Genomic DNA, 19,504 nt, shown 5'->3' on the forward strand with positions numbered 1-19,504 from the left:
TTCATTGTCGTATTCTCTCAGAATGTTGAGTCTCCGACAATCCCGGGGCGGTTCAAAAAAGCCAAAATACCTGTCTCAAAAAACACACTCTTTGAGCTGGGATCTATCAGTAAGACGTTTGCAGCTACCTTAGCCAGCTACTCTGTATTGAATGGCTCGCTCGCATTAGAAGATACAGCTGATAAATATATTCCCTACCTAAAAAACAGTACCATTGGCAATACCAAACTTATCAATCTTGCGACCTATTCGGCGGGTGGTCTACCGCTCCAAGTACCTGATGACGTCACAAACAATAAGGAGCTGCTGCGCTATTATAAATCTTGGCAGCCCCTCTTCCCTGTCAACTCAAAGCGTCTATATTCTAATGCCAGTATAGGATTGTTTGGTTATATATCGGCATTGAGCATGGATGCTGATTACACACAGCTGATGGAACGTAAAGTACTGCCGTTACTCGACATGCCAAATACCTTTATCAATGTACCTAATGACAAAATGGCCGATTATGCGTTTGGCTACAATGCTGCGGGTGAGGCCATCAGAGTCAATCCAGGTATATTAGACGCCGAAGCCTATGGTATTAAATCCACCATTTCAGATGTGACGCATTTCATGGCTTCAAATATGGGTCTTGTGCCATTGGATACAGATATCCAGCAAGCGTTAGACAACAATAGAAAGGGCTACTATCAGGCGAGCACTTTTACACAAGGATTAGGATGGGAGATGTACCCTTACCCCACCACGCTTACCGCTTTGCTCGAAGGCAATTCTATGGAGGTGGTTCTAAAGCCTCAAACCATTACAACAGACAAGCATCCAACAGCAGTTTTAAACAACGTATGGGTCAATAAGACAGGTGCTACCAATGGGTTTGGCGGTTATATCGCTTATATTCCTGCCCAAAAATCAGGTGTCGTTATTCTGGCAAATAAAAACTATCCAAATGCAGATAGAGTCAAGGCAGCGTATGAGATTTTAGAAAGTGCGATGACCCATTAATGAAATATGAATCACGCGCAACGTTATGCACAGTAGCTTTTATGAATGATAATGAACCCACTAGATGCTGGGTTCTTTGTGTTTAACCTTTAAGAGCACCCTTCAACCAGATAGATCGCTTCTGGTATACCAATATCAATGCTTTTCACCACACCTGTTAAAAGGATTTTATTGTCTGTTGTCCACTCAGTTGCTTGAATCCTATAGTCATTCAGCTTTTGACCACCCTTGATATGGTATTCAATTTGTATGGGTAATTTGTCTTGTTTATCATTAAGCTCAATATTTTCGTCTTTTAACCACTCTCCTTGTGCATTTTCTTTGATAATTTTGAAATTAACGTTAGCAATCAGGCTGTAGTAGTCACCAGCGACCGCATATTTATCGACCTCATAAGTAAGCTCGTCATGATGTGCTTTCATAACATCTGCGACTGCATCGCCAACCTTAATGTCTTTATAGAAAGGTATGTTTGGATCCCGAATAGTGATCAGGGCAACCTTGTTATCTATAATTTGATACAGCACAGAGGCACGTTTACCATATTCTTGATCCATATAGCTCAGTGCTGGGTTATTGACGTAGTAGCATTGTTTGTTATCACTCTCTGCTCTAGTCATTCCTAAGTCATTTAGCAGCTCAGGCGTAACAACTTGTCCAAAGCTTAACTTCTGATAGCCTAATGGGCTGACCATTTTTTCATCGGCTATATTTTCTACTGTGATAGCCTGAATTTTATCCGTAGTGATAGAGTCTGTAGGCACTGGATTTATAGACGTCTCATCATTCCTGTCCATACCTTTATCGGTATCAGCCGTTTGGGCAGTGGCATTATTGTTTGAAGATAGAGACTGTGAGCCACATCCTGTCATCAGTTGCATAGTAACGATCGATAAAGTAGCAAGCAGCGCTGTTTTAATTGTTGGTATGAGTAACTTTTGAGTAAAAAATGACATGACTGAACTCCTGAATCTGGATTATTTATATTAATACCTGTTCTATCAGACAGTCAGTTTCTATATTGTTATAAAGGAGAAATAGCGCTAATGACATCGAAATATTAACCAACAGTTTGGAAGAATTTAGCTATCTTTATCCCATATAGACGAATATCGATTGACCTATAATGTAAATATTGGCGGCAAGGTGGGTGCCACTATGAGCTGAGCATCAGGTATTGGAGCTGATGCTATGATTGGTAGGTCCGACCCTATACTCGTAAAAAACCCAAGATAAAAAATAAAGAGTGCAAAATAGAGTCTGACATAAAGCATTACTTCAAAGCTCTGAGTATATCCAGTATCATATCGACACTAAAAACTCTCTACGTTGCTTTTTGCTAAACAAAAGGAAGATACAGTGCCGCAGGCTCAAACTACTATCACAGAAACACCTAACCTCACAAAAGAACAAAACACTGTATTGAAAACTCTTACGGTCATGGGTTACTTAGAAGGTACTTCCTTCTTATTATTACTTTGCATCGCCATGCCGCTAAAATACATGATGGGTATTCCAGAAGCGGTCGCCTATATAGGGATGGCACACGGCGGCTTGTTCATCGCATATATTTTAATGCTGTTGGCAGCCACCACCAAAATCAAAATGCCGCTTTGGGCAATGCCAGCAGGGGTACTCGGATCCTTTTTGCCCCTTGGTCCGTTTATATTCGATCATGTACTAAAAAAAAGCTTGAATAAAAAAGATTGAAACTCCTTCAAAATACAGCCAAACAACTCACCAAATATGACGAACGTCGGTGATTTTAAGGTATAGATCTGTTTACGCGCTTGACGGTATGTATTAATGACTGATTATGGTTATTTATCAGTCATTAATTTTCCCATAAAAACTATCCACTCACAGCAACTGGCACTTTACGAATCAGCCATAAAAAATACGCGCCGCCAATGATAGCCGCAATTGTGCCTGCAGGCAGCTCATAAGGGAAAATAACATAACGTCCAATCCAATCTGCTATGACCATCACCCCTGCGCCTAACAAAGCAGCTAATGGCAGTTGGCGCTCAAGCCTTACCGCACCAAGTGAGGTCGCCAAATGCGGCACCATCAAGCCAATAAAACTCAATGGCCCTACGGCAAGCGTACTGGCAGTACTTAGTGCCGCCACCAGTGCCAATAGCGCAATCGTGACTGGCGTCACAGCCACCCCCAGATTACGAGCGACCCCTGTACCCAAACCAAGCACTTTTAAGGGTTTGATAAGCAGCAAGCTGAGAGCAAATAAAATGAGGGCAATGCCGATAAGATACCAAACCGTGCTAGGCTGAGCGCTATAAGTGGTTCCAGATAACCAGCTAAGCATCGCCTCTAAACGAGGGTCGCCAGACAGCTTGACCATATGCATCACCCCATCCATCATCGCGGCAATACCGATACCGACCAGCAACAGATAGCCAGAACTTACTCTGCGTGCTAGCCAAATAACCAGCAATAATACAGCCATCGCTCCTGATAATCCTGAGATCAACAACGTGCCTGAGCCAGCAGATAGTCCCAAGCTTGGTAGCAGTAAAAACCCTAAGATAACCCCAAGCGCCGCGCCCGAGCTCACACCCAGTACCTCTGGACTTGCCATCGGATTGCGGGTGAGCGTTTGCAATAGCACACCAGCGATAGCCAACATCAGACCCGTTGCAGCAGCGCTTAGGCTGCGAGGGAGCCGATACTGCTGAGTAATTGCCCAATCAGTACTTAGTCCCCAACCATTGACGTCTTGGACGAAAAGACAGGCCAGTATGATTATCAATACCACGCCAAGACCCCAGCGCCACCATGCCACAGGTTCATGTTTACCCGTCAGCATGGGGGTCACGGTTTCTATGCGCTCACGGCGCTGACGCAAAATCAGCCAAATAATCAGTGGTGCGCCGAGAATACCCGTCATCGCCCCTGCTGGGATTTGCATATTTAGTATGGGTTCAAGTAATAGAGCGACATTGCTAGTCAACCATAAAAGCAGTGCCCCTAAGACAAAGGCTGCAAGCAGACGCTTGCTAATAGAAGCGACACCCAGTGCATTGACCAGACTGGCAGCGCCAAGACCGATAAAACCAATCAGACCGACTTCGCTAACCACCAAAGCAGTAACAACCGCCACAATAAGCACCACCAAGGCACGTATACCATTAATCGGCACGCCCAAGCGCTTGGCTTGTGAGTCATCCAGACTCATCAAGGTTAATGGTTTTAACAATGGTAGACAGACAACCGCCATCACGACCGCAGTTATTGACAGCATCATACTGGTGTGCCAGCTGTTTTGTGCCAAAAAGCCCGCTGCCCACGACAGCATGCCATTGCTACGCTCAGCGAAAAATAATACCAAGACATTGGCAACGGCAGCGAGCAAAATATTGACCACTAAGCCTGCCAATATCAAAATCAAAGGGTTAAATCGGCTGGGCGCTGACAGAGCAAATACCAGCCCCATACTGATAATCGCGCCAATAAAGGCCACATAAATACCGCCATAAATCGCCAAACTTGGCAAAAACAAGGTCACAATGAGCATAGCTAATTGCGCACCAACGCCGACGCCCAATGTGGTGTCTGACGCTAATGGGTTTTTGACCAGCTGCTGTAGCAAAATACTGACAACCCCAAGCAGCCCCCCTGCCAATAGCGCCACTATACTGGTCGCCACTATATGCAGCTGCTTTGCAAGACTGCTAATATCCAATTGCGAGCTTGGAATAAACAAGTCACTGATTGGGCGTGTCCACTCCTGAGCGATTAATGCCCACGTGCTCCATACTGACAACACCACAAGGATAATCATTACTGCCCAGATGCGCCATGTATCCGCAAATACCGCAGGTTGTTGCCGAGGTGGGTTTGGTGCTGGATTGGGAGGTTTTTGCGCGAGCTTTGAGTGTGGCTCTGATGATGTTTTTAATGTGGGCGACTGAGAAGCTGCGAGTGAAGTCATAGGTTTAACATAATCAGTAGTATTATTGGCATGAGGGTGACGAGTCTGTGCGGCAGTGTTGGTAGTCATGATGCGGCCCCACCTTTTAATGTCACTGTTGATAAATTATTTGCCAAGCCGACCAGTGAAGACATACCGCCATAAATCCATATGGGTGGCAGCTCGCCCACACAGCGCTCATCGCCATAGCCTAGACGCTGCCAAACCAAACTGTCTTTAATCTCAGCTCGGGTTATCGGGCTTAAAGGGTCGATGATTAATAGGCAGGTCTCATTATCCAATTGAGCCAAATCGCCCATTCGAATGGGGACAAACCCCCATTGATTGCCTTTACCTAATACATCAAGCTCTTTGCCCATCTGACTTAGCACGGGTTGAAACAAACTATTTTTGACATACATACGCATGTTATTGGCATCAGCAAACTGCACAACGGCAAATTTCTTCACTTTTGGGTAGCGCTGTTGGAGGCGCTCACTTGCCAGTTTGATATCCTTCTGACTTTTTGCAATATAATTTTCAGCCAAGGCTGGTTCATCAATCAGTTTGCCCAGTTTGCGAGTTGGCTCAGTATAATCTGACCAAGTTGCGGTATCACCTTTGGCGGCGAACATGACTGACTCAGAGGGTACATCTCCATAGAGATTGCGTGCATGCTCATAAAAAAAGTTATCGACGACCAAATCGACAGGCAGTTGTGCAACCAGTTCCGCATTAGGCTGATAGCGAATGCCCAAATCAATCGTTGATGTTGGCAGTTTAGGCGTGCCTACCCATCTGTCCCAAACCCTGATATCGCCTGTCGCAATCGGTGGGTAGCCCATCGCTGTCAACGTTGCCGCATTGCCCCAATCAGGTGAGACAATATTGATGTTAGCGTTATCTGCATTGCCCACTTGAGCATCTTTTTGCACCGCTACTGGTTGGTGACAGGCGGTCAGCACGGTGGTCAGTGTTAAGCTTGCTATAAGCGGCAACCACTTATATTTACTGATAGTGGGAGTTATGAAAGGTTTTATAAAAGATTTTATGGCTGTTTGAGAGAATTGATATTTATAAAGAGCAGGAAACATAGCGGCCTATCTTTTAAGCGAATAAGAGAAAATGGAAAATAAAAAAAGATATTGAGGACACGCCCTAAGCAACAGCAACTGGTTGCCCCGTTATAGGGTGACTAAGCAACTGCATATCGACGTTAAAAATCTTGTGTAATATTGTCGGTTGCATGGTGCTACTAATATCACCATCATGGCAAATACGGCCGTTTTTTAGGGCGATGACTCGATCGGCATACTGCGCTGCCAAATTAATATCGTGGATAATAATGACCACACTCAACCCCTGCTCATCCACCAAACGACGGATAAGTTGGATAACTTCCAGCTGATAGTGCATATCAAGAGCGGCTAATGGCTCATCAAGTAATAAATATCTGGTGTCTTGTGCCAGACACATAGCAAGCCAAACGCGAGCACGCTCACCACCTGAAAGCGTGGCCGTAGTGCGGTCAGCGAACGCCTCTGTTTGGGTGATACGCATGGCTTCTGCTACTTTATCTTTATCAATTTGGCTTGGTTTTTGCAGCCACTTTTGATGTGGATAGCGCCCTAGCATCACCAGCTCACGTACTGAAAACCCAGCGGCTTCTGGTAGTTGCTGTGGCAAATAGGCCATTCGTCGTGCCAGCTCTTTGCTACTGTAATCACTGATATAGCGCTCATCCAAGCTGATGCTACCGCCATTAGTCATCATCTCGCCTGCCAACGCTTTAATCAAAGTAGATTTTCCTGAACCATTATGTCCAACTAAAGCGACCAATTGGTTGCTACCAATCTCACAGCTTACATTGTCTAATAAAGTATTGCCTTGTCGACTGATAGTCAATTGGTTTGCACGTAACATATTGGTACTCATTATTAATTTAAATCGTTGTATGTATATTGGACAGCTAATAAAAACTGATTTTACTCGCAAACGATAATAAAAACAATTATCATTAACTTAAAACACCATTCTTTTTATTTCCATTTACTGTTACGCGTGAGGACATATATGCCCCATTCTCTTTCACCTGTTACACGTAACCCTCAAATTCAAGCGGACTTCTATACTCAGTTAATCATTTCAGAACTCGCACAAACCATTGCCCATACCAACGTCAGACTAACGGCTATCTATGCCGAAGCCATCGCTTTACAAGTACCATTGACCGACACAAAAAAACGTCTGCTCAATCTCTTGAACAAACGTTTTTCATCACATTACATTGTGCTAGATGCCTATCAAGTCGTTTTGAATGACAACTAGGTCATGATTGCAGAGTGATAAATAAAAGCTAGGGCTTGTTGTGTTGTCTTAAAAGACACAAGCCCTAGCATTTTGATGCAAATTTTAGATACAAAAATTTTTCGGGTTACTGACTCTTAAGTCGACTGATGGTAATTCCCGTAAAGCCAAATAATATCGTCAGCAATAGTGATAAATAACAGAAGAACGCATAAGGCAGATAATCAAGTACGGGCACGCCTAATGCTTGGCTGATAAACACGCCGCACACACTCCAAGGGACCAAAGGATTGATGACCGTACCCGCATCTTCAATGGTACGAGACAAATTCTTAGGATGTAAATTCAAACGCTCAAACGTCGGACGAAAGGCTGTACCGGATAATAAGATACTCAAATACTGCTCGCCAATAAGCACGTTAATGCTCAGAGCAGACATGGCAGCGGCAAATATGGCGCGACCTGATGTGGTTAATGTGTCTTTGATCCCTGATAACAGAGCTGGCAAAATACCCAATGCTGTGAGCAAGCCACCAAGACTGAGTGCCAATATCACAATCGCTTGAGTAAAGAACATACTCTGCACACCGCCACGCGATAGCATACCACCGACTTCACCCAGCTCTAACGATGCAGCGGGCGCATAGCCTGCAAATAGATAGCCGCCTAATTGCCCAAAGCTCGGCGAGCTATGCAAATAAGTAATAATCAATGCCGCCACAATGGTACAGATAATCGTATAGATGGCATTGACACGGAAAACAGCCAACCCAACCAGCACCACAAACGGCAATACCGCATAACCGTGTACCAAACCACTTTCAATTAACTGACCTTGCAATACGGTTACCTGACTCAAATCAGATCCTGCGGTCTGCCCAGAGAAAAACCAAAAAATAATGACCGTCAGTATCCACGCCGGTACAGTGGTGTACATCATATTGCGAATATGCTCAAACAAATCAATACCTACCACCGATGACGCAATGGTGCAAGTGTCTGATAACGGCGACATTTTATCACCAAAGAACGCCCCTGAAACCACAGCACCAGCCGCGATCGCAACGTTGGCATCAAAGGCATTACTCATACCAATAAAAGCCACACCCAATGTCGCCGCGGTGGTCAAACTACTGCCCAAGGCAATACCAATAATAGAGGTCAACACAAAGGCTGAAATGTAATAATACTCTGGCGAAATCAACTGAAAACCAAAATACATCAGCGTTGGAATAGCACCAGACATCATCAAAGCGGCGACCATCAAACCAATAAAAAAGAATAGATAGATTGCACCGATACCACGCATGACACCCGATGCCATTTGCGCTTGCATATCATCAAAGGTCAAGCCTTTAAACAGACCAATGCCCAGCAAGACACAGATAGCGAGTATCAATGATAAATGCGGTACCCAGCCAAAACCTATCATGGTAACGCCCATGATAGCGATGACAATGGCAGAAATCATAAATGCCAGTTGAGGAGAAATTTGGGTTAATATTTTTGGCGGCATCACACATCCTTAGGTTGCCAGTAGCGTCTGGCGTTAGATTGGATTTGAGTTTGACAATTTCAATAAATTGGCAAGTTTAGCAAGCTGATGGAGCAATTCATAACCCCATTACTCATCAAGCAAGCTATCGGTCTTAGCCGCCATGACAAAGTCGTTGCGATGCAAGCCTTTAATACTGTGCGACCACCACGTTACTGTAACTTTACCCCACTCTACCAATATCCCAGGATGATGACCTTCTGCTTCAGCGATGTCTGCCAGTTGATTGGCAAATGCCATCGCCTTGACGAAATTTTTAAACTTATATTGACGTTGTAATTGCTTGATGCCATCGACTTCTATCAACGACCAATCCGGAATTTGTTGCAATAGTTCTTGTGCTTCATTGTCGCTGACTGTCGGTGCGCCAATACGGCAGGCTTCACAGCTGGCTTGTGATAATGTCGTCATTATAATATCCTTTTATGTTAACTATTGGGACACGTGCTCCATTAAATTAATAGTCCTCTAAATGGCCTAAAAATGAGGGCACGCCCTAGTTTTTGTAATAAATATACGTCCATGTTGACGCTGTTTTTGATGGCTACATGATTCAAATGATGCCGTGTTTTTCAACCATACGTTAGGAGTTTTTCACCGCATAACTAGGCTCAAACAATCCTAGGGACATGGCTTGTTTGACCATTCCCATGATATCGCTATTAACAATATCAAATAATGTATCCAAATCATCAATGACATAATAAATCGGCTGGATATGATCGATACGATAAGGAGTACGGAGTACATCAAGCAAATCAAAGGCTCGATGTTCTGGTTGAGACTGCTTTTTTGTTTTATTTTTAGACTCATGACTGAGTGCATAGACCGTCTCAGACGGTGAGCTTAAGATGCCGCCGCCATAGATTCGGCGACTGCCCTGATTTTGTCCCACCAAACCAAACTCGATGGTAAACCAATAGAGCCGTGCTAAAAACCATCTTTCTTCTTTAGTGGCATTAAGACCCAGCTTGCCATAAGTCTCATTGAACGTTGCAAAGGCAGGATGAGTCAGCAACGGGCAATGTCCAACGATTTCATGAAAAATATCAGGCTCTTCGATATAGTCCATATCGTCCAAGCGACGGATAAAGGTTGCCACTGGAAAGGATTTATTGGCAAGCAATTTGAAGAACTTACCAAAACTGATTAAAGCAGGGACAGCCGCGGTTTGCCAGCCAGTCGTGGCTTGCAATACTTCATCAATATCCTGTAGCTGCGGAATACGAGTAGCGGGCAAATTCAGCTTTTTTAGCCCCTCTATATAGGCTGGGCAGGCGCGGTTGGGGATTTGCTCAGCTTGACGCTCAAGCAAGGCTTGCCACATACTATTTTCATCATCACTATAGTGAATATGACCATGGCTATCTGGCTGGTGCGACACATAAGGTTGTTTTTTAGGAATAGAATTCTGCTTTTTATGAGCAGAATCATCGTGGCTAGCTGCATCAGTGCCTAGCGTTTTGCAAGCAACGCTGTTGGCACCGATAGCTTTATTAACAGAATTCGTATGTGGTAGGCGTTCCATGCCTGTATTCCTTTTATTGCCATTAGCACTCTGAATTTTTGCTAGTCGTTTTCAATCATGACTTAACCATAGCTCAGTCATCGCATTGAACACACGGCATTACAGAGTGCAGTGCTTATTAGGGACAAGACAAACTCCTTTTATCCTGCCCGTTTATTTTATGGATTTTTCCCTAAATGTAGAGGCGCTTACGGTGTCTCAGTCTCTGGCTGACCAACCGTGCCACGACGGACTTGATCACGCTCGATGGATTCAAATAGGGCTTTAAAGTTACCTTCGCCAAAACCATCTTCGTAATCACCTTTACGTTGGATAAATTCGAAGAATACAGGGCTACCTAAGATAGTTTCAGAGAAAATCTGTAGCAGCAGACGCGGTGTGCCGCCTTCAGTCGTGCCATCTAACAAGATACCGCGCATCTGTAGCTCAGAGACATTCTCACCATGATTTGGTAAACGCTCACTCAGCATTTCATAGTAAGTCGCGGTTGGGGCAGTCATTAGCGGGATACCAGCTGCTTTTAACTTATCGATACTGGCAAACAAATCATCGCTAGCCAAAGCGATATGCTGAATGCCTTCACCGTTGAAATGCATCAAGTACTCTTCGATTTGACCGCCGCCCTGCTTTGACTCTTCGTTTAATGGGATACGGATTTTGCCATCAGGCGCGGTCATGGCTTTACTGGTCAGACCAGTGTATTCGCCTTTGATGTCAAAGAAGCGGATTTCGCGGAAGTTAAAGATGCGCTCATAAAAGTTTGCCCAATAGGCCATACGACCACGGTAAACGTTATGGGTTAAATGGTCGATGACTTTGAAGCCATGCCCGACAGGACGACGGTCTACATCAGCAAAAAATTCGAAATCAACGTCATAAATAGACTCACCATCTTTATAACGATCAATGAGATAAATCAGTGAGCCACCGATACCCTTGATAGCAGGCAGGCGTAGCTCCATCACACCAGTTGGTACGTCTACTGGCTGCGCGCCCATTTCGATGGCACGCTCGTAAGCTTTTTTGGAATTCTGTACACGAAAGCCCATGCTACAAGCGCCAGCACCGTGCTCTTCAACGAAATAGCTGGCTTCGCTTTTTGGTTCACGACTTAGAATAAGATTGATGTCACCTTGACGGTACAGCGCAACATCTTTTGAGCGATGGTTAGCCACATGGGCAAAGCCAAGCTGTTTGAACAATGCGTCGACCGCATCCGGTTGAGGTGAGGCGAATTCAACAAAATCAAACCCATTCAGTCTCATTGGGTTGTCAAATAAATCTGCCATTGTAATCATCCTTAATTTCAATTGGTGGTAAAAATGCGATAAAAAATGTCTTCCATCAATAATTCTTATTGACGATGTATTTATATTAGATTAGGTTTATTTATAAGACTAATTGTTTTTTATGATTTATTTATCAGGTTTACTTATGAATATCAGCATTCGCCAATTAACCGCTTTCATCCAAGTCGCTGATAATGGCAGTTTTACCCGTGCCAGCGATCAGATGCATTTGACCCAATCTGCCGTTAGCGGCTTGATTAAAGAACTAGAGTCCAGCCTCGGTATTGTGCTGTTCGACCGTACTACCCGCCAGCTGTCTTTGTCAGCAGTAGGACGGCATTTATTGCCGCAAGCACGGCGCATCTTGAATGAGATGCAGCTCTTTGAAAATGAGGCGAGCAGCTTAACAAGCTTGGCACAAGGTCAAGTACGGCTCGCCGTTTCGCAGTTTGCAGCCTCCTCTATGCCAGCGGTCATCGCCCAGTTTGCCAAACAACACCCCGAGATTGGCGTGTCGTTATTGGATTGTTCGGCAGAAAACTTACTCAGACATATTCAGGACATTGAAGTAGATTTGGGTGTCGGCACCGAGCTTGGCTTTATGGAGACTGAGGACGACATCAATGCCGACCTGTTATATCAGCTGCCATTTTGTGTGGTGATGCCCGATAACCATGCGCTGGCACAAAAACATGAAATAACGTGGCAGGATTTATTAGACATTCCGCTCATCACGCTGCAAGGCCCTTTCATTGAACAAGTGACAGCCGAGTTGGACGACCAGATCGCCAGCCATATCCAACAGGCACGTTACAAAGTCAATTTTATGTCCACCGCGCTTGAGATGACCCGTCAAGGATTCGGCATTACCTTATGTTTGCCCTATATGCCCGAAGTCATCGATTGGGTTAGCGCCAATGGCTTACAAATGAGGCCGCTGGCACAACCGGTTAAAATGCGGCAGTTTTTTATCTACCAGCGTTCTTCGCGTGCATTATCACCTGCTACTATTGCCTTCAAAGGCTTCTTGCAGAGCTATTTTTCCAGTCATTTTAATGACTTACAGCGTACTTAAATATTACTTTCACAGATAGCATCAGCGCTTAAAAAGCCTTGAAACATAATGGTTTCAAGCCACTATTTTATTAATTATGCAAGATAATTGAATCTCATATTGAGTTAACCGTCAATTTGCTCTATGATTTTTGGCGGCTTGATTTATATTTCATAAGGAAACAACATGTTTGAACGTATCGACTACTACGCGGGTGATCCAATTTTAGGGCTGATGGAAAAATATACAGCAGATAATAATCCTAAAAAGGTCAATTTAGGCATTGGTATTTATTATGATGAAAATGGTGTATTGCCCGTACTTGACTGCGTAAAAACAGCCGAAGAACGTATTGCCGATCCTATTGCTCCGCGTCCATATCTGCCAATGGCAGGCTTGCCAGGACACCGTAAAGGCTGTCAAGAATTACTATTTGGTAAAGATGCACAGATTTTAAAAGATGGCCTAGTCGCTACTATTGCTACGATTGGCGGTTCTGGTGCGTTAAAAGTCGGCGCTGAATTCATCCATGAATGGTTCCCACAATCTAAATGCTATGTGAGTGATCCAACATGGGGCAACCACATTGCCATTTTTGAAGGCTCTGATATCGAAGTGGGTAAATACCCGTACTACGACAAAGCCAACAGCAGCATCAAGTTCGATGAAATGATTGCGTTTTTTGAGACATTGAACAAAAATGATGTGATCTTGCTCCATCCTTGTTGCCACAATCCAACGGGGTTAGATTTGACCCGTGAGCAATGGGATACTGTGCTGAACGTCATTCAAGCACGCGAACTGATTCCATTCATGGATATTGCCTACCAAGGCTTTGGCGAAGATATGGACAGCGATGCTTATGCGATTCGTAAAGCTGTCGATATGGGCTTGCCATTGTTTGTCAGCAATTCATTTTCTAAAAACTTATCGCTATATGGTGAGCGTGTCGGCGGTCTATCGGTTGTCTGCCCAACGGTTGATGAGACAGAGCGTGTCTTCGGTCAGCTGAATGCTACCGTACGCCGTATCTACTCAAGCCCGCCATCACATGGTGGCCGTGTGGTCGATATCGTCATGAATGACGAAGCGCTGCATGATCAATGGGTTGGCGAAGTTTATGCGATGCGCGACCGTATCAAAGCCATGCGCTTAAAGCTTAAGTCAGTATTAGAAGCCAAAATCCCGAACCGCAACTTTGACTATATTACCCGTCAAAATGGCATGTTTAGCTTTACTGGTCTGACGCCTGAGCAAGTCGAACGCTTACAAAGCGATTTTGGCATTTACATGGTTTCCAACTCACGTATGTGTGTGGCTGGACTGAACACCAGTAACATCGACTATGTTGCCAATGCCATGGCAGACGTCTTAAAAGACTGAGTGAGCACGCATTAAAACGATGCGGTAGTACGTAATAGAGATTCACAAAAAGGTTGAGCGAGTGCTCAGCCTTTTTTATGTCATGCGTTTTTCATATTTACTTTAATAAAGAATATCAACTGCCTTAGTATCACATCTCTTTTAAGAAAACACTGCACAAAAACCCTTGCAATCTCCACTTTGATAAATTACATTATGCGTAAGTAGTTAATTATAACGTAATTCATTATATGCTTTAGCAAGGAGCAACCTATGTCAACGATTGACAATACCCTCACATCCTTTATCAATATCGCCGCTGATTCTGACTTTTCTATTCATAACCTGCCTTATGGTATTTTTAGTGATACCAAAGATGGCAAACGACGTGCTGGTGTGGCTATCGGTGAGTACGTGTTGGATTTGGCTGTGCTCGAAGCAGAAGGTTTACTGAGCTTAGAGGGCGGTCAATATTTTGATCAACCAACGCTAAACGCCTTTATTGACTCTGGTCGAGACAATTGGACTCAAGCACGCACAACCATCCAAACCCTACTATCTAATGCCAGCGATACCTTGCGCGACAATCAAGATTTGCAGAAAAAAGCGCTATTTAGTCAATCAGACGTCACCATGCATCTGCCTGTTCACGTACCAGGTTTTACCGACTTCTATTCGTCTAAAGAACATGCGACCAACGTCGGCACCATGTTCCGTGATCCAAACAACGCCCTACTACCTAACTGGACTGAAATGCCAGTCGGCTATAACGGACGCGCCAGCACCGTCATCGTCAGTGGCACTGATGTGATACGCCCCTCTGGTCAATTAAAGCCAAATGCTGACGCCCGCCCTATTTTCTCAGCCTGTAAGCGTTTAGATTTTGAACTTGAGACTGCTTTTGTGGTTGGTAAAGGCAATAGCATTGGTCAACCGATTGCAGTAGACAATGCCTTTGAGCATATTTTTGGCATGGTCTTGCTCAACGACTGGTCAGCCCGTGACATTCAAAAATGGGAATATGTGCCTTTAGGTCCATTCAATGCCAAGACCTTCGCTTCTGAAGTATCACCTTGGATCGTCACCATGGATGCATTGGCACCTTTTAAAACGGCATGCCCGATTCAAGAGCCAAAACCATTGGCATATCTAAATGAAAAAGACAGCAATAATAGCTATGACATCACTCTGTCAGTTGAGTTATTGCCTGAAAATGCAGAAACAGCTACGGTCATTTGCGAGACCAATTTTAAGTACATGTACTGGTCTATGGCGCAGCAACTCACGCACCACACCATCACTGGCTGTAAAGTAGAAGTTGGCGATATGATGGGCTCAGGTACGATTTCAGGGCCAACGCCTGACTCTTATGGCTCGATGTTAGAGATTGCTTGGAATGCTACCAAACCATTAACGCTTGAGGGCGGCGCAACACGCAGCTTTATCGAAGATGGCGATACAGTGATCATGAAAGGCTATAGCGAAAAAGACGGCGTGCGTGTTGGTTTTGGTGAAGTGCGCGGCAAAGTACTGCCCGCGCTTAACTTTGATTTCGATAAATAGTCTAGAAAAAATGTGAGCACAGTTGTTTTGAGCTGCCAAGCAACCATCGACCTATAGTCAATCGGTACTGGCAGCCTATCTACTCACTGCATTCCCTATCAAAAGGAGTTTGATATGAACTTTAAAATTGAAAAGATTCATCATGTGGCCTATCGCTGCAAAGACGCCAAAGAAACTGTTGAATGGTATCAAAAACACCTAAACATGGATTTCATCCTTGCATTCGCTGAAGACCACGTGCCTTCGACCAAAGCCTTTGACCCTTATATGCATGTTTTTTTAGACGCAGGTAACGGCAACGTATTGGCGTTTTTTGAAGTACCCAATCAGCCTGAAATGGGTTTTGATCCGAATACCCCAAACTGGGTGCAACACTTAGCTTTGAAAGTAAAAGATCGTGATGAGCTAATCCTTGCTAAAGAGCATTTGGAACAAGGCGGCATTGATGTCATTGGCGTCACGAATCACGGTATCTTTCACTCTATTTACTTCTTTGATCCCAACGGCCATCGTCTAGAGCTGACATACGACGACCCGACCTCAGAAGACAAGGTTTCTATGATTACCGAAGTCATTAAGCAAGACATGCTTGATGAATGGTCTCGTACCAAACGCGCGCCTGCGCATACTCAGTTTTTACACGCCGAAGAGTTGGCTGAAGCACGAGAAGTCGCACCTGTCGGTGAGTAATTGCCCTGTTATTTTGTTTGCTACCTCTTTTTACATGATTAATTAGGCCGTGCCATCATTTTAAGACCACTAAATGTATCAATATACTAATTGATGACACGCCCTAGGTAGCGAACAATATCCAACCATCATGAAAGGATTCAATGATGAAAATAAAAACCCCTATAGGAATACTCTTAGCAACCTCGATTGCGATGACTGGCTGCTCTAATAACGAACAAGCAGCAAGCGCCGATGTCAATACAGGCGACGTGACGACTCTGAGATTTTCACACTTTATGACGGCCAATGACAACATAAACACCGAGGCATTGCAGCCATGGGCAAAAAAAATTGAAGAAGACTCAAAGGGCCGCTTAAAGATTGAAATCTACCCGTCTGCTACTCTCAGCAAACCGGGCGCTACCTATGACGCTACCGCGAAAGGCATCGTTGATATCGGTATGCAAGCACAAGGATATACAGCAGGACGGTTTCCTTTAACGCAGATTGTAGAGCTGCCAGGTATTACCAATACCGCACAGCAGCAGAGCTGTATACTTCATAAGCTCTATGACGAGGGTGTCATTAAAAATGAGTACGAAGATACTCACCTGCTCGCGCTCATCGGAACAGGACAAGGCGCCCTTCATACTGTTGATAAGCCTATTCGCACGCCAGCCGATATGAAAGGCTTACGTATTCGCCAACCTTCTGCGGTTGCTAGCCACATTATCGAGGCGACTGGTGCCGCACCCGTTGGCATGCCTGCCAGTGATACCTATACCTCGCTTCAGCGCGGTGTCATTGATGGGCTGAGCTTTACTTGGCAACCCATTCAAGCCTTTCGTCTTGATGAGCTCATCAATACACATACCAACATACCTTTTTATAACTCTACCTTTGTCATCAGTATGAACAAAGATAAATACGACAATTTGCCCGATGATCTCAAAAAAGTAATTGATGATAATTCAGGGGCGGAGATGGCAGCACGTGTCTCCAAAGTATTTGATATCAGTAATGCCAAAGCCATGGCTGCCGCTAAAGAAAAAGGCGATATCATGATCGATATTCCTGACCCACTCAATGACCCAGACTGGAAAGGTCCATTAATGGAGGGCTCGCAGCACTATCTAGATGAAGTCAATGCCACTGGTCTAGATGCTAATAATGTATACGAAAAAGCAAAAGTAGCCAGTAGCGCCTGTATGGTTTAAATACCTAAAATAATTACGTAGTGGTTCTCTACATTAAAAACAGTCAGTTTATATGATCAAAACTTATATGGTAAAAATACTGACTATGCTATTTGATAGCGCTGCGCGATTGCTAGTATTTGCTCAACCACGTTGTGTTGCTCACTCATCGGCAATTGCTCTGTCGTTCCAATGATAGTGATGGCGTATTCTAGTGGTAGACCTTTGCCAGCAGTTTTGTCACTAATAGCAAGCTGCGGTAATATGACAGGAATTGTGATGGCATTAATCCCCATCAGCATATCACCAGTGACCGTCGCATAGCCTTGGGTACGAATCTTGGCTTGCAAGTGACTGAAATTCTGCCATTTTTCTGTAATTATTGCTTCATTGTCATTCTGCCATTCAGCTGTGACCAATGGCTGAATGACCTCATCAGATTGATAGCTGGCAAATAATTGCCCTGTAGCTGATGTCGTCAAAGGCATGCGTGAACCGATGCGAGTGATAATACTAATCGGGCTGTCTGGTTCAACTGACTGAATAATAATAGGGCCTTCGCTAAACCATTTGGCAATCTGCACACCGCAATTCAAGGTATCCTTAATTTCATTAGCGATGTGCGTCAGCCGCTCTAAAATATTGTTTTGACTAAATCCAGAATGCCCAAATGCTGCCAATGTGTTAACCCTATCGCCCAGCCCGTAGCGACCATCATCAAGCTTACGCGCATAGTTTTTACGAATGAGGCTGACCAAATAGCGGTGACACTTTGCTGGATGCATTTGCATCACTTGCGCAATGTCTTTTAACATCATTGGCTCGTTATGATCGATAAGAACGTCTAATACCGACAATCCAATCTCCAGTGACTGTACGCCATTCTGGCTTTTATTGGTTGTCGCCGTATTGTCTAAAGGGTTTTCAGCTACTGGCATGTTTTGCTCAATGAATAATTTACTTGGCATGTTAATCTAAACATATTAATGAAAAACTGAAATGAAGATTTAACGTCATAAGAGTTTGTTAATTATATAAGATACATTTCGTCTTACTAGGGCGTGTCCTCAATTCAATCGATTATCCTCTAAATGGGCTAAAAATGGTTAAGTTTTGCCAAACATCGTCATATAGCTTATCAATATCTCGATATTATTTGCGCTACTTTCCTTGTTTGACGGCAATTTATACATTTTTATCACCATTTTTAAAATGAGGACACGCCCTAATTATAACTCCTTATCTCACTCACAACCTACCATAATAAAAGGAATTAACAATGATGACACTTTATGGCTACTTTCGCAGCAGCACTTCTTATCGTACTCGTATCGCGATGAATCTAAAAGGCTTAGACTATGACTATATTTCGGTCAATTTAGCACAAGATGAGCAATTAGCAGATGCGTTTAAATCACTCAATCCTCAAGGGTTGGTGCCTGTCTTACAGGCAGATGATTTATTACTATATCAAAGCCCCGCCATCCTAGAATGGTTAGAAGAAGTCTATCCTGAGAATGCATTATTGCCCAAAGACGCGGCTGGGCGCATGCAAGTACGTGCCATTAGCGCTATGATTGGTTGTGATATTCATCCGATTAATAATCGCCGTATCTTACAATATCTACGCAATGAGCTGTCAGTAGACGAAGCAAAAGTCATGACGTGGTGCAACCGTTGGATGAGTGAGGGATTTACGGCGTTAGAGAAAATACTAGCAAAAGACAAAACCCGTGGAAAATTTTGCTACGGTGATAGCCCTACTTTTGCAGATTGCTATCTGATTCCTCAGGTTTCTTCGGCGCGACGGTTTAAAGTAGATTTAAGTGCTTATCCCAATATCGTCGAAATTGACACGCATTGCCGTATGCTCAAGGCCTTTGCCAACGCTGATCCTAGCATGCAGCCCGATGCGCCCAAGCCTCAACAAATAATCAAACAGGGTTCTTTCAGTAAGGGTGTTTTGCTATTAAATGACTAGAAAATTAAATGATTAGCAAATTAAATAACAAAATGCCCTTATAATTTCTGGGCTCAGACAG

At 44.0% G+C, this 19,504-nt stretch carries 18 protein-coding genes; 9 read left to right on the forward strand and 9 right to left on the reverse strand.

Annotated elements, in window-relative coordinates; all coding sequences use genetic code 11:
- A partial coding sequence (ampC, locus tag JFC10_RS04565) for a class C beta-lactamase (protein WP_198331877.1) occupies positions 1-1,005 on the forward strand: 1,005 nt, incomplete at its 5' end.
- Positions 1,006-1,094: 89 nt separating this feature from the next.
- On the opposite strand, the gene JFC10_RS04570 is transcribed toward ampC, so the two are convergent.
- Complete coding sequence (locus JFC10_RS04570) at positions 1,095-1,961, reverse strand: hypothetical protein (protein ID WP_198331878.1); 867 nt, start codon at positions 1,959-1,961, stop codon at positions 1,095-1,097.
- Between the two features lie 403 nt (positions 1,962-2,364).
- On the opposite strand from JFC10_RS04570, the gene JFC10_RS04575 reads away from it, so the two are divergent.
- Positions 2,365-2,715 carry a DUF3817 domain-containing protein gene (locus JFC10_RS04575; RefSeq protein WP_198331879.1) on the forward strand — a complete coding sequence of 117 codons (351 nt, stop codon included), beginning with the start codon at positions 2,365-2,367 and terminating at the stop codon, positions 2,713-2,715.
- Positions 2,716-2,857: 142 nt separating this feature from the next.
- On the opposite strand, the gene fhuB is transcribed toward JFC10_RS04575, so the two are convergent.
- The 3 genes from fhuB to JFC10_RS04590 form a co-directional block, all read right to left on the reverse strand.
- Positions 2,858-5,026, reverse strand: coding sequence for a Fe(3+)-hydroxamate ABC transporter permease FhuB (fhuB, locus tag JFC10_RS04580; RefSeq protein WP_198331880.1), 2,169 nt, complete (start codon positions 5,024-5,026; stop codon positions 2,858-2,860).
- Positions 5,023-5,934, reverse strand: coding sequence for an ABC transporter substrate-binding protein (locus JFC10_RS04585; protein ID WP_226914574.1), 912 nt, complete (start codon positions 5,932-5,934; stop codon positions 5,023-5,025). The genes fhuB and JFC10_RS04585 overlap by 4 nt, the downstream gene beginning before the upstream one ends.
- Before the next feature lie 160 nt (positions 5,935-6,094).
- Positions 6,095-6,859: an ABC transporter ATP-binding protein gene (locus JFC10_RS04590; RefSeq protein ID WP_198331881.1), complete on the reverse strand. Its 765-nt coding sequence runs from the start codon at positions 6,857-6,859 to the stop codon at positions 6,095-6,097.
- Positions 6,860-7,009: 150 nt separating this feature from the next.
- Between JFC10_RS04590 and JFC10_RS04595 the strand changes: the two genes are divergently transcribed.
- Positions 7,010-7,264: a hypothetical protein gene (locus JFC10_RS04595; RefSeq protein WP_198331882.1), complete on the forward strand. Its 255-nt coding sequence runs from the start codon at positions 7,010-7,012 to the stop codon at positions 7,262-7,264.
- A 106-nt stretch (positions 7,265-7,370) separates the two neighbouring features.
- Here the strand turns inward: JFC10_RS04595 and JFC10_RS04600 are convergent, their stop codons facing one another.
- The 4 genes from JFC10_RS04600 to hppD form a co-directional block, all read right to left on the reverse strand.
- Positions 7,371-8,759, reverse strand: a complete 1,389-nt coding sequence (locus tag JFC10_RS04600; protein WP_193012764.1) for a Na+/H+ antiporter NhaC family protein — start codon at positions 8,757-8,759, stop codon at positions 7,371-7,373.
- 108 nt (positions 8,760-8,867) lie between these two features.
- Positions 8,868-9,209 (reverse strand): 4a-hydroxytetrahydrobiopterin dehydratase, encoded by a 342-nt coding sequence (locus tag JFC10_RS04605; protein WP_193012765.1) that lies wholly within the window; start codon positions 9,207-9,209, stop codon positions 8,868-8,870.
- A 172-nt stretch (positions 9,210-9,381) separates the two neighbouring features.
- Positions 9,382-10,326, reverse strand: coding sequence for a phenylalanine 4-monooxygenase (phhA, locus tag JFC10_RS04610; protein WP_198331883.1), 945 nt, complete (start codon positions 10,324-10,326; stop codon positions 9,382-9,384).
- A 188-nt stretch (positions 10,327-10,514) separates the two neighbouring features.
- Positions 10,515-11,615: a 4-hydroxyphenylpyruvate dioxygenase gene (hppD, locus tag JFC10_RS04615; protein ID WP_198331884.1), complete on the reverse strand. Its 1,101-nt coding sequence runs from the start codon at positions 11,613-11,615 to the stop codon at positions 10,515-10,517.
- Between the two features lie 145 nt (positions 11,616-11,760).
- Here hppD and JFC10_RS04620 point away from each other — a divergent pair, with 145 nt between their 5' ends.
- The 5 genes from JFC10_RS04620 (at position 11,761) to JFC10_RS04640 (ending at position 17,483) form a co-directional block, all read left to right on the forward strand.
- Positions 11,761-12,690, forward strand: coding sequence for a LysR family transcriptional regulator (locus tag JFC10_RS04620; RefSeq protein ID WP_198331885.1), 930 nt, complete (start codon positions 11,761-11,763; stop codon positions 12,688-12,690).
- 165 nt (positions 12,691-12,855) lie between these two features.
- On the forward strand, positions 12,856-14,052 hold the full coding sequence (locus tag JFC10_RS04625; RefSeq protein ID WP_198331886.1) for an amino acid aminotransferase: 1,197 nt from the start codon (positions 12,856-12,858) through the stop codon (positions 14,050-14,052).
- A 252-nt stretch (positions 14,053-14,304) separates the two neighbouring features.
- A complete protein-coding gene (fahA, locus tag JFC10_RS04630; protein WP_198331887.1) occupies positions 14,305-15,594 on the forward strand; it encodes a fumarylacetoacetase in 1,290 nt (429 codons plus the stop codon).
- A 114-nt stretch (positions 15,595-15,708) separates the two neighbouring features.
- Positions 15,709-16,284 carry a VOC family protein gene (locus tag JFC10_RS04635; protein WP_198331888.1) on the forward strand — a complete coding sequence of 192 codons (576 nt, stop codon included), beginning with the start codon at positions 15,709-15,711 and terminating at the stop codon, positions 16,282-16,284.
- Positions 16,285-16,430: 146 nt separating this feature from the next.
- Positions 16,431-17,483, forward strand: a complete 1,053-nt coding sequence (locus JFC10_RS04640) for a TRAP transporter substrate-binding protein (RefSeq protein WP_198331889.1) — start codon at positions 16,431-16,433, stop codon at positions 17,481-17,483.
- Positions 17,484-17,566: 83 nt separating this feature from the next.
- Here JFC10_RS04640 and JFC10_RS04645 read toward each other — a convergent pair whose 3' ends face one another.
- Positions 17,567-18,430 (reverse strand): IclR family transcriptional regulator, encoded by an 864-nt coding sequence (locus tag JFC10_RS04645; protein WP_227685991.1) that lies wholly within the window; start codon positions 18,428-18,430, stop codon positions 17,567-17,569.
- Positions 18,431-18,744: 314 nt separating this feature from the next.
- Between JFC10_RS04645 and maiA the strand changes: the two genes are divergently transcribed.
- A complete protein-coding gene (gene maiA, locus JFC10_RS04650; RefSeq protein WP_198332041.1) occupies positions 18,745-19,443 on the forward strand; it encodes a maleylacetoacetate isomerase in 699 nt (232 codons plus the stop codon).
- The last annotated feature ends 61 nt before the right edge of the window (positions 19,444-19,504 follow it).

Source organism: Psychrobacter aquimaris, from assembly GCF_016107525.1.
Lineage (GTDB): Bacteria > Pseudomonadota > Gammaproteobacteria > Pseudomonadales > Moraxellaceae > Psychrobacter > Psychrobacter aquimaris.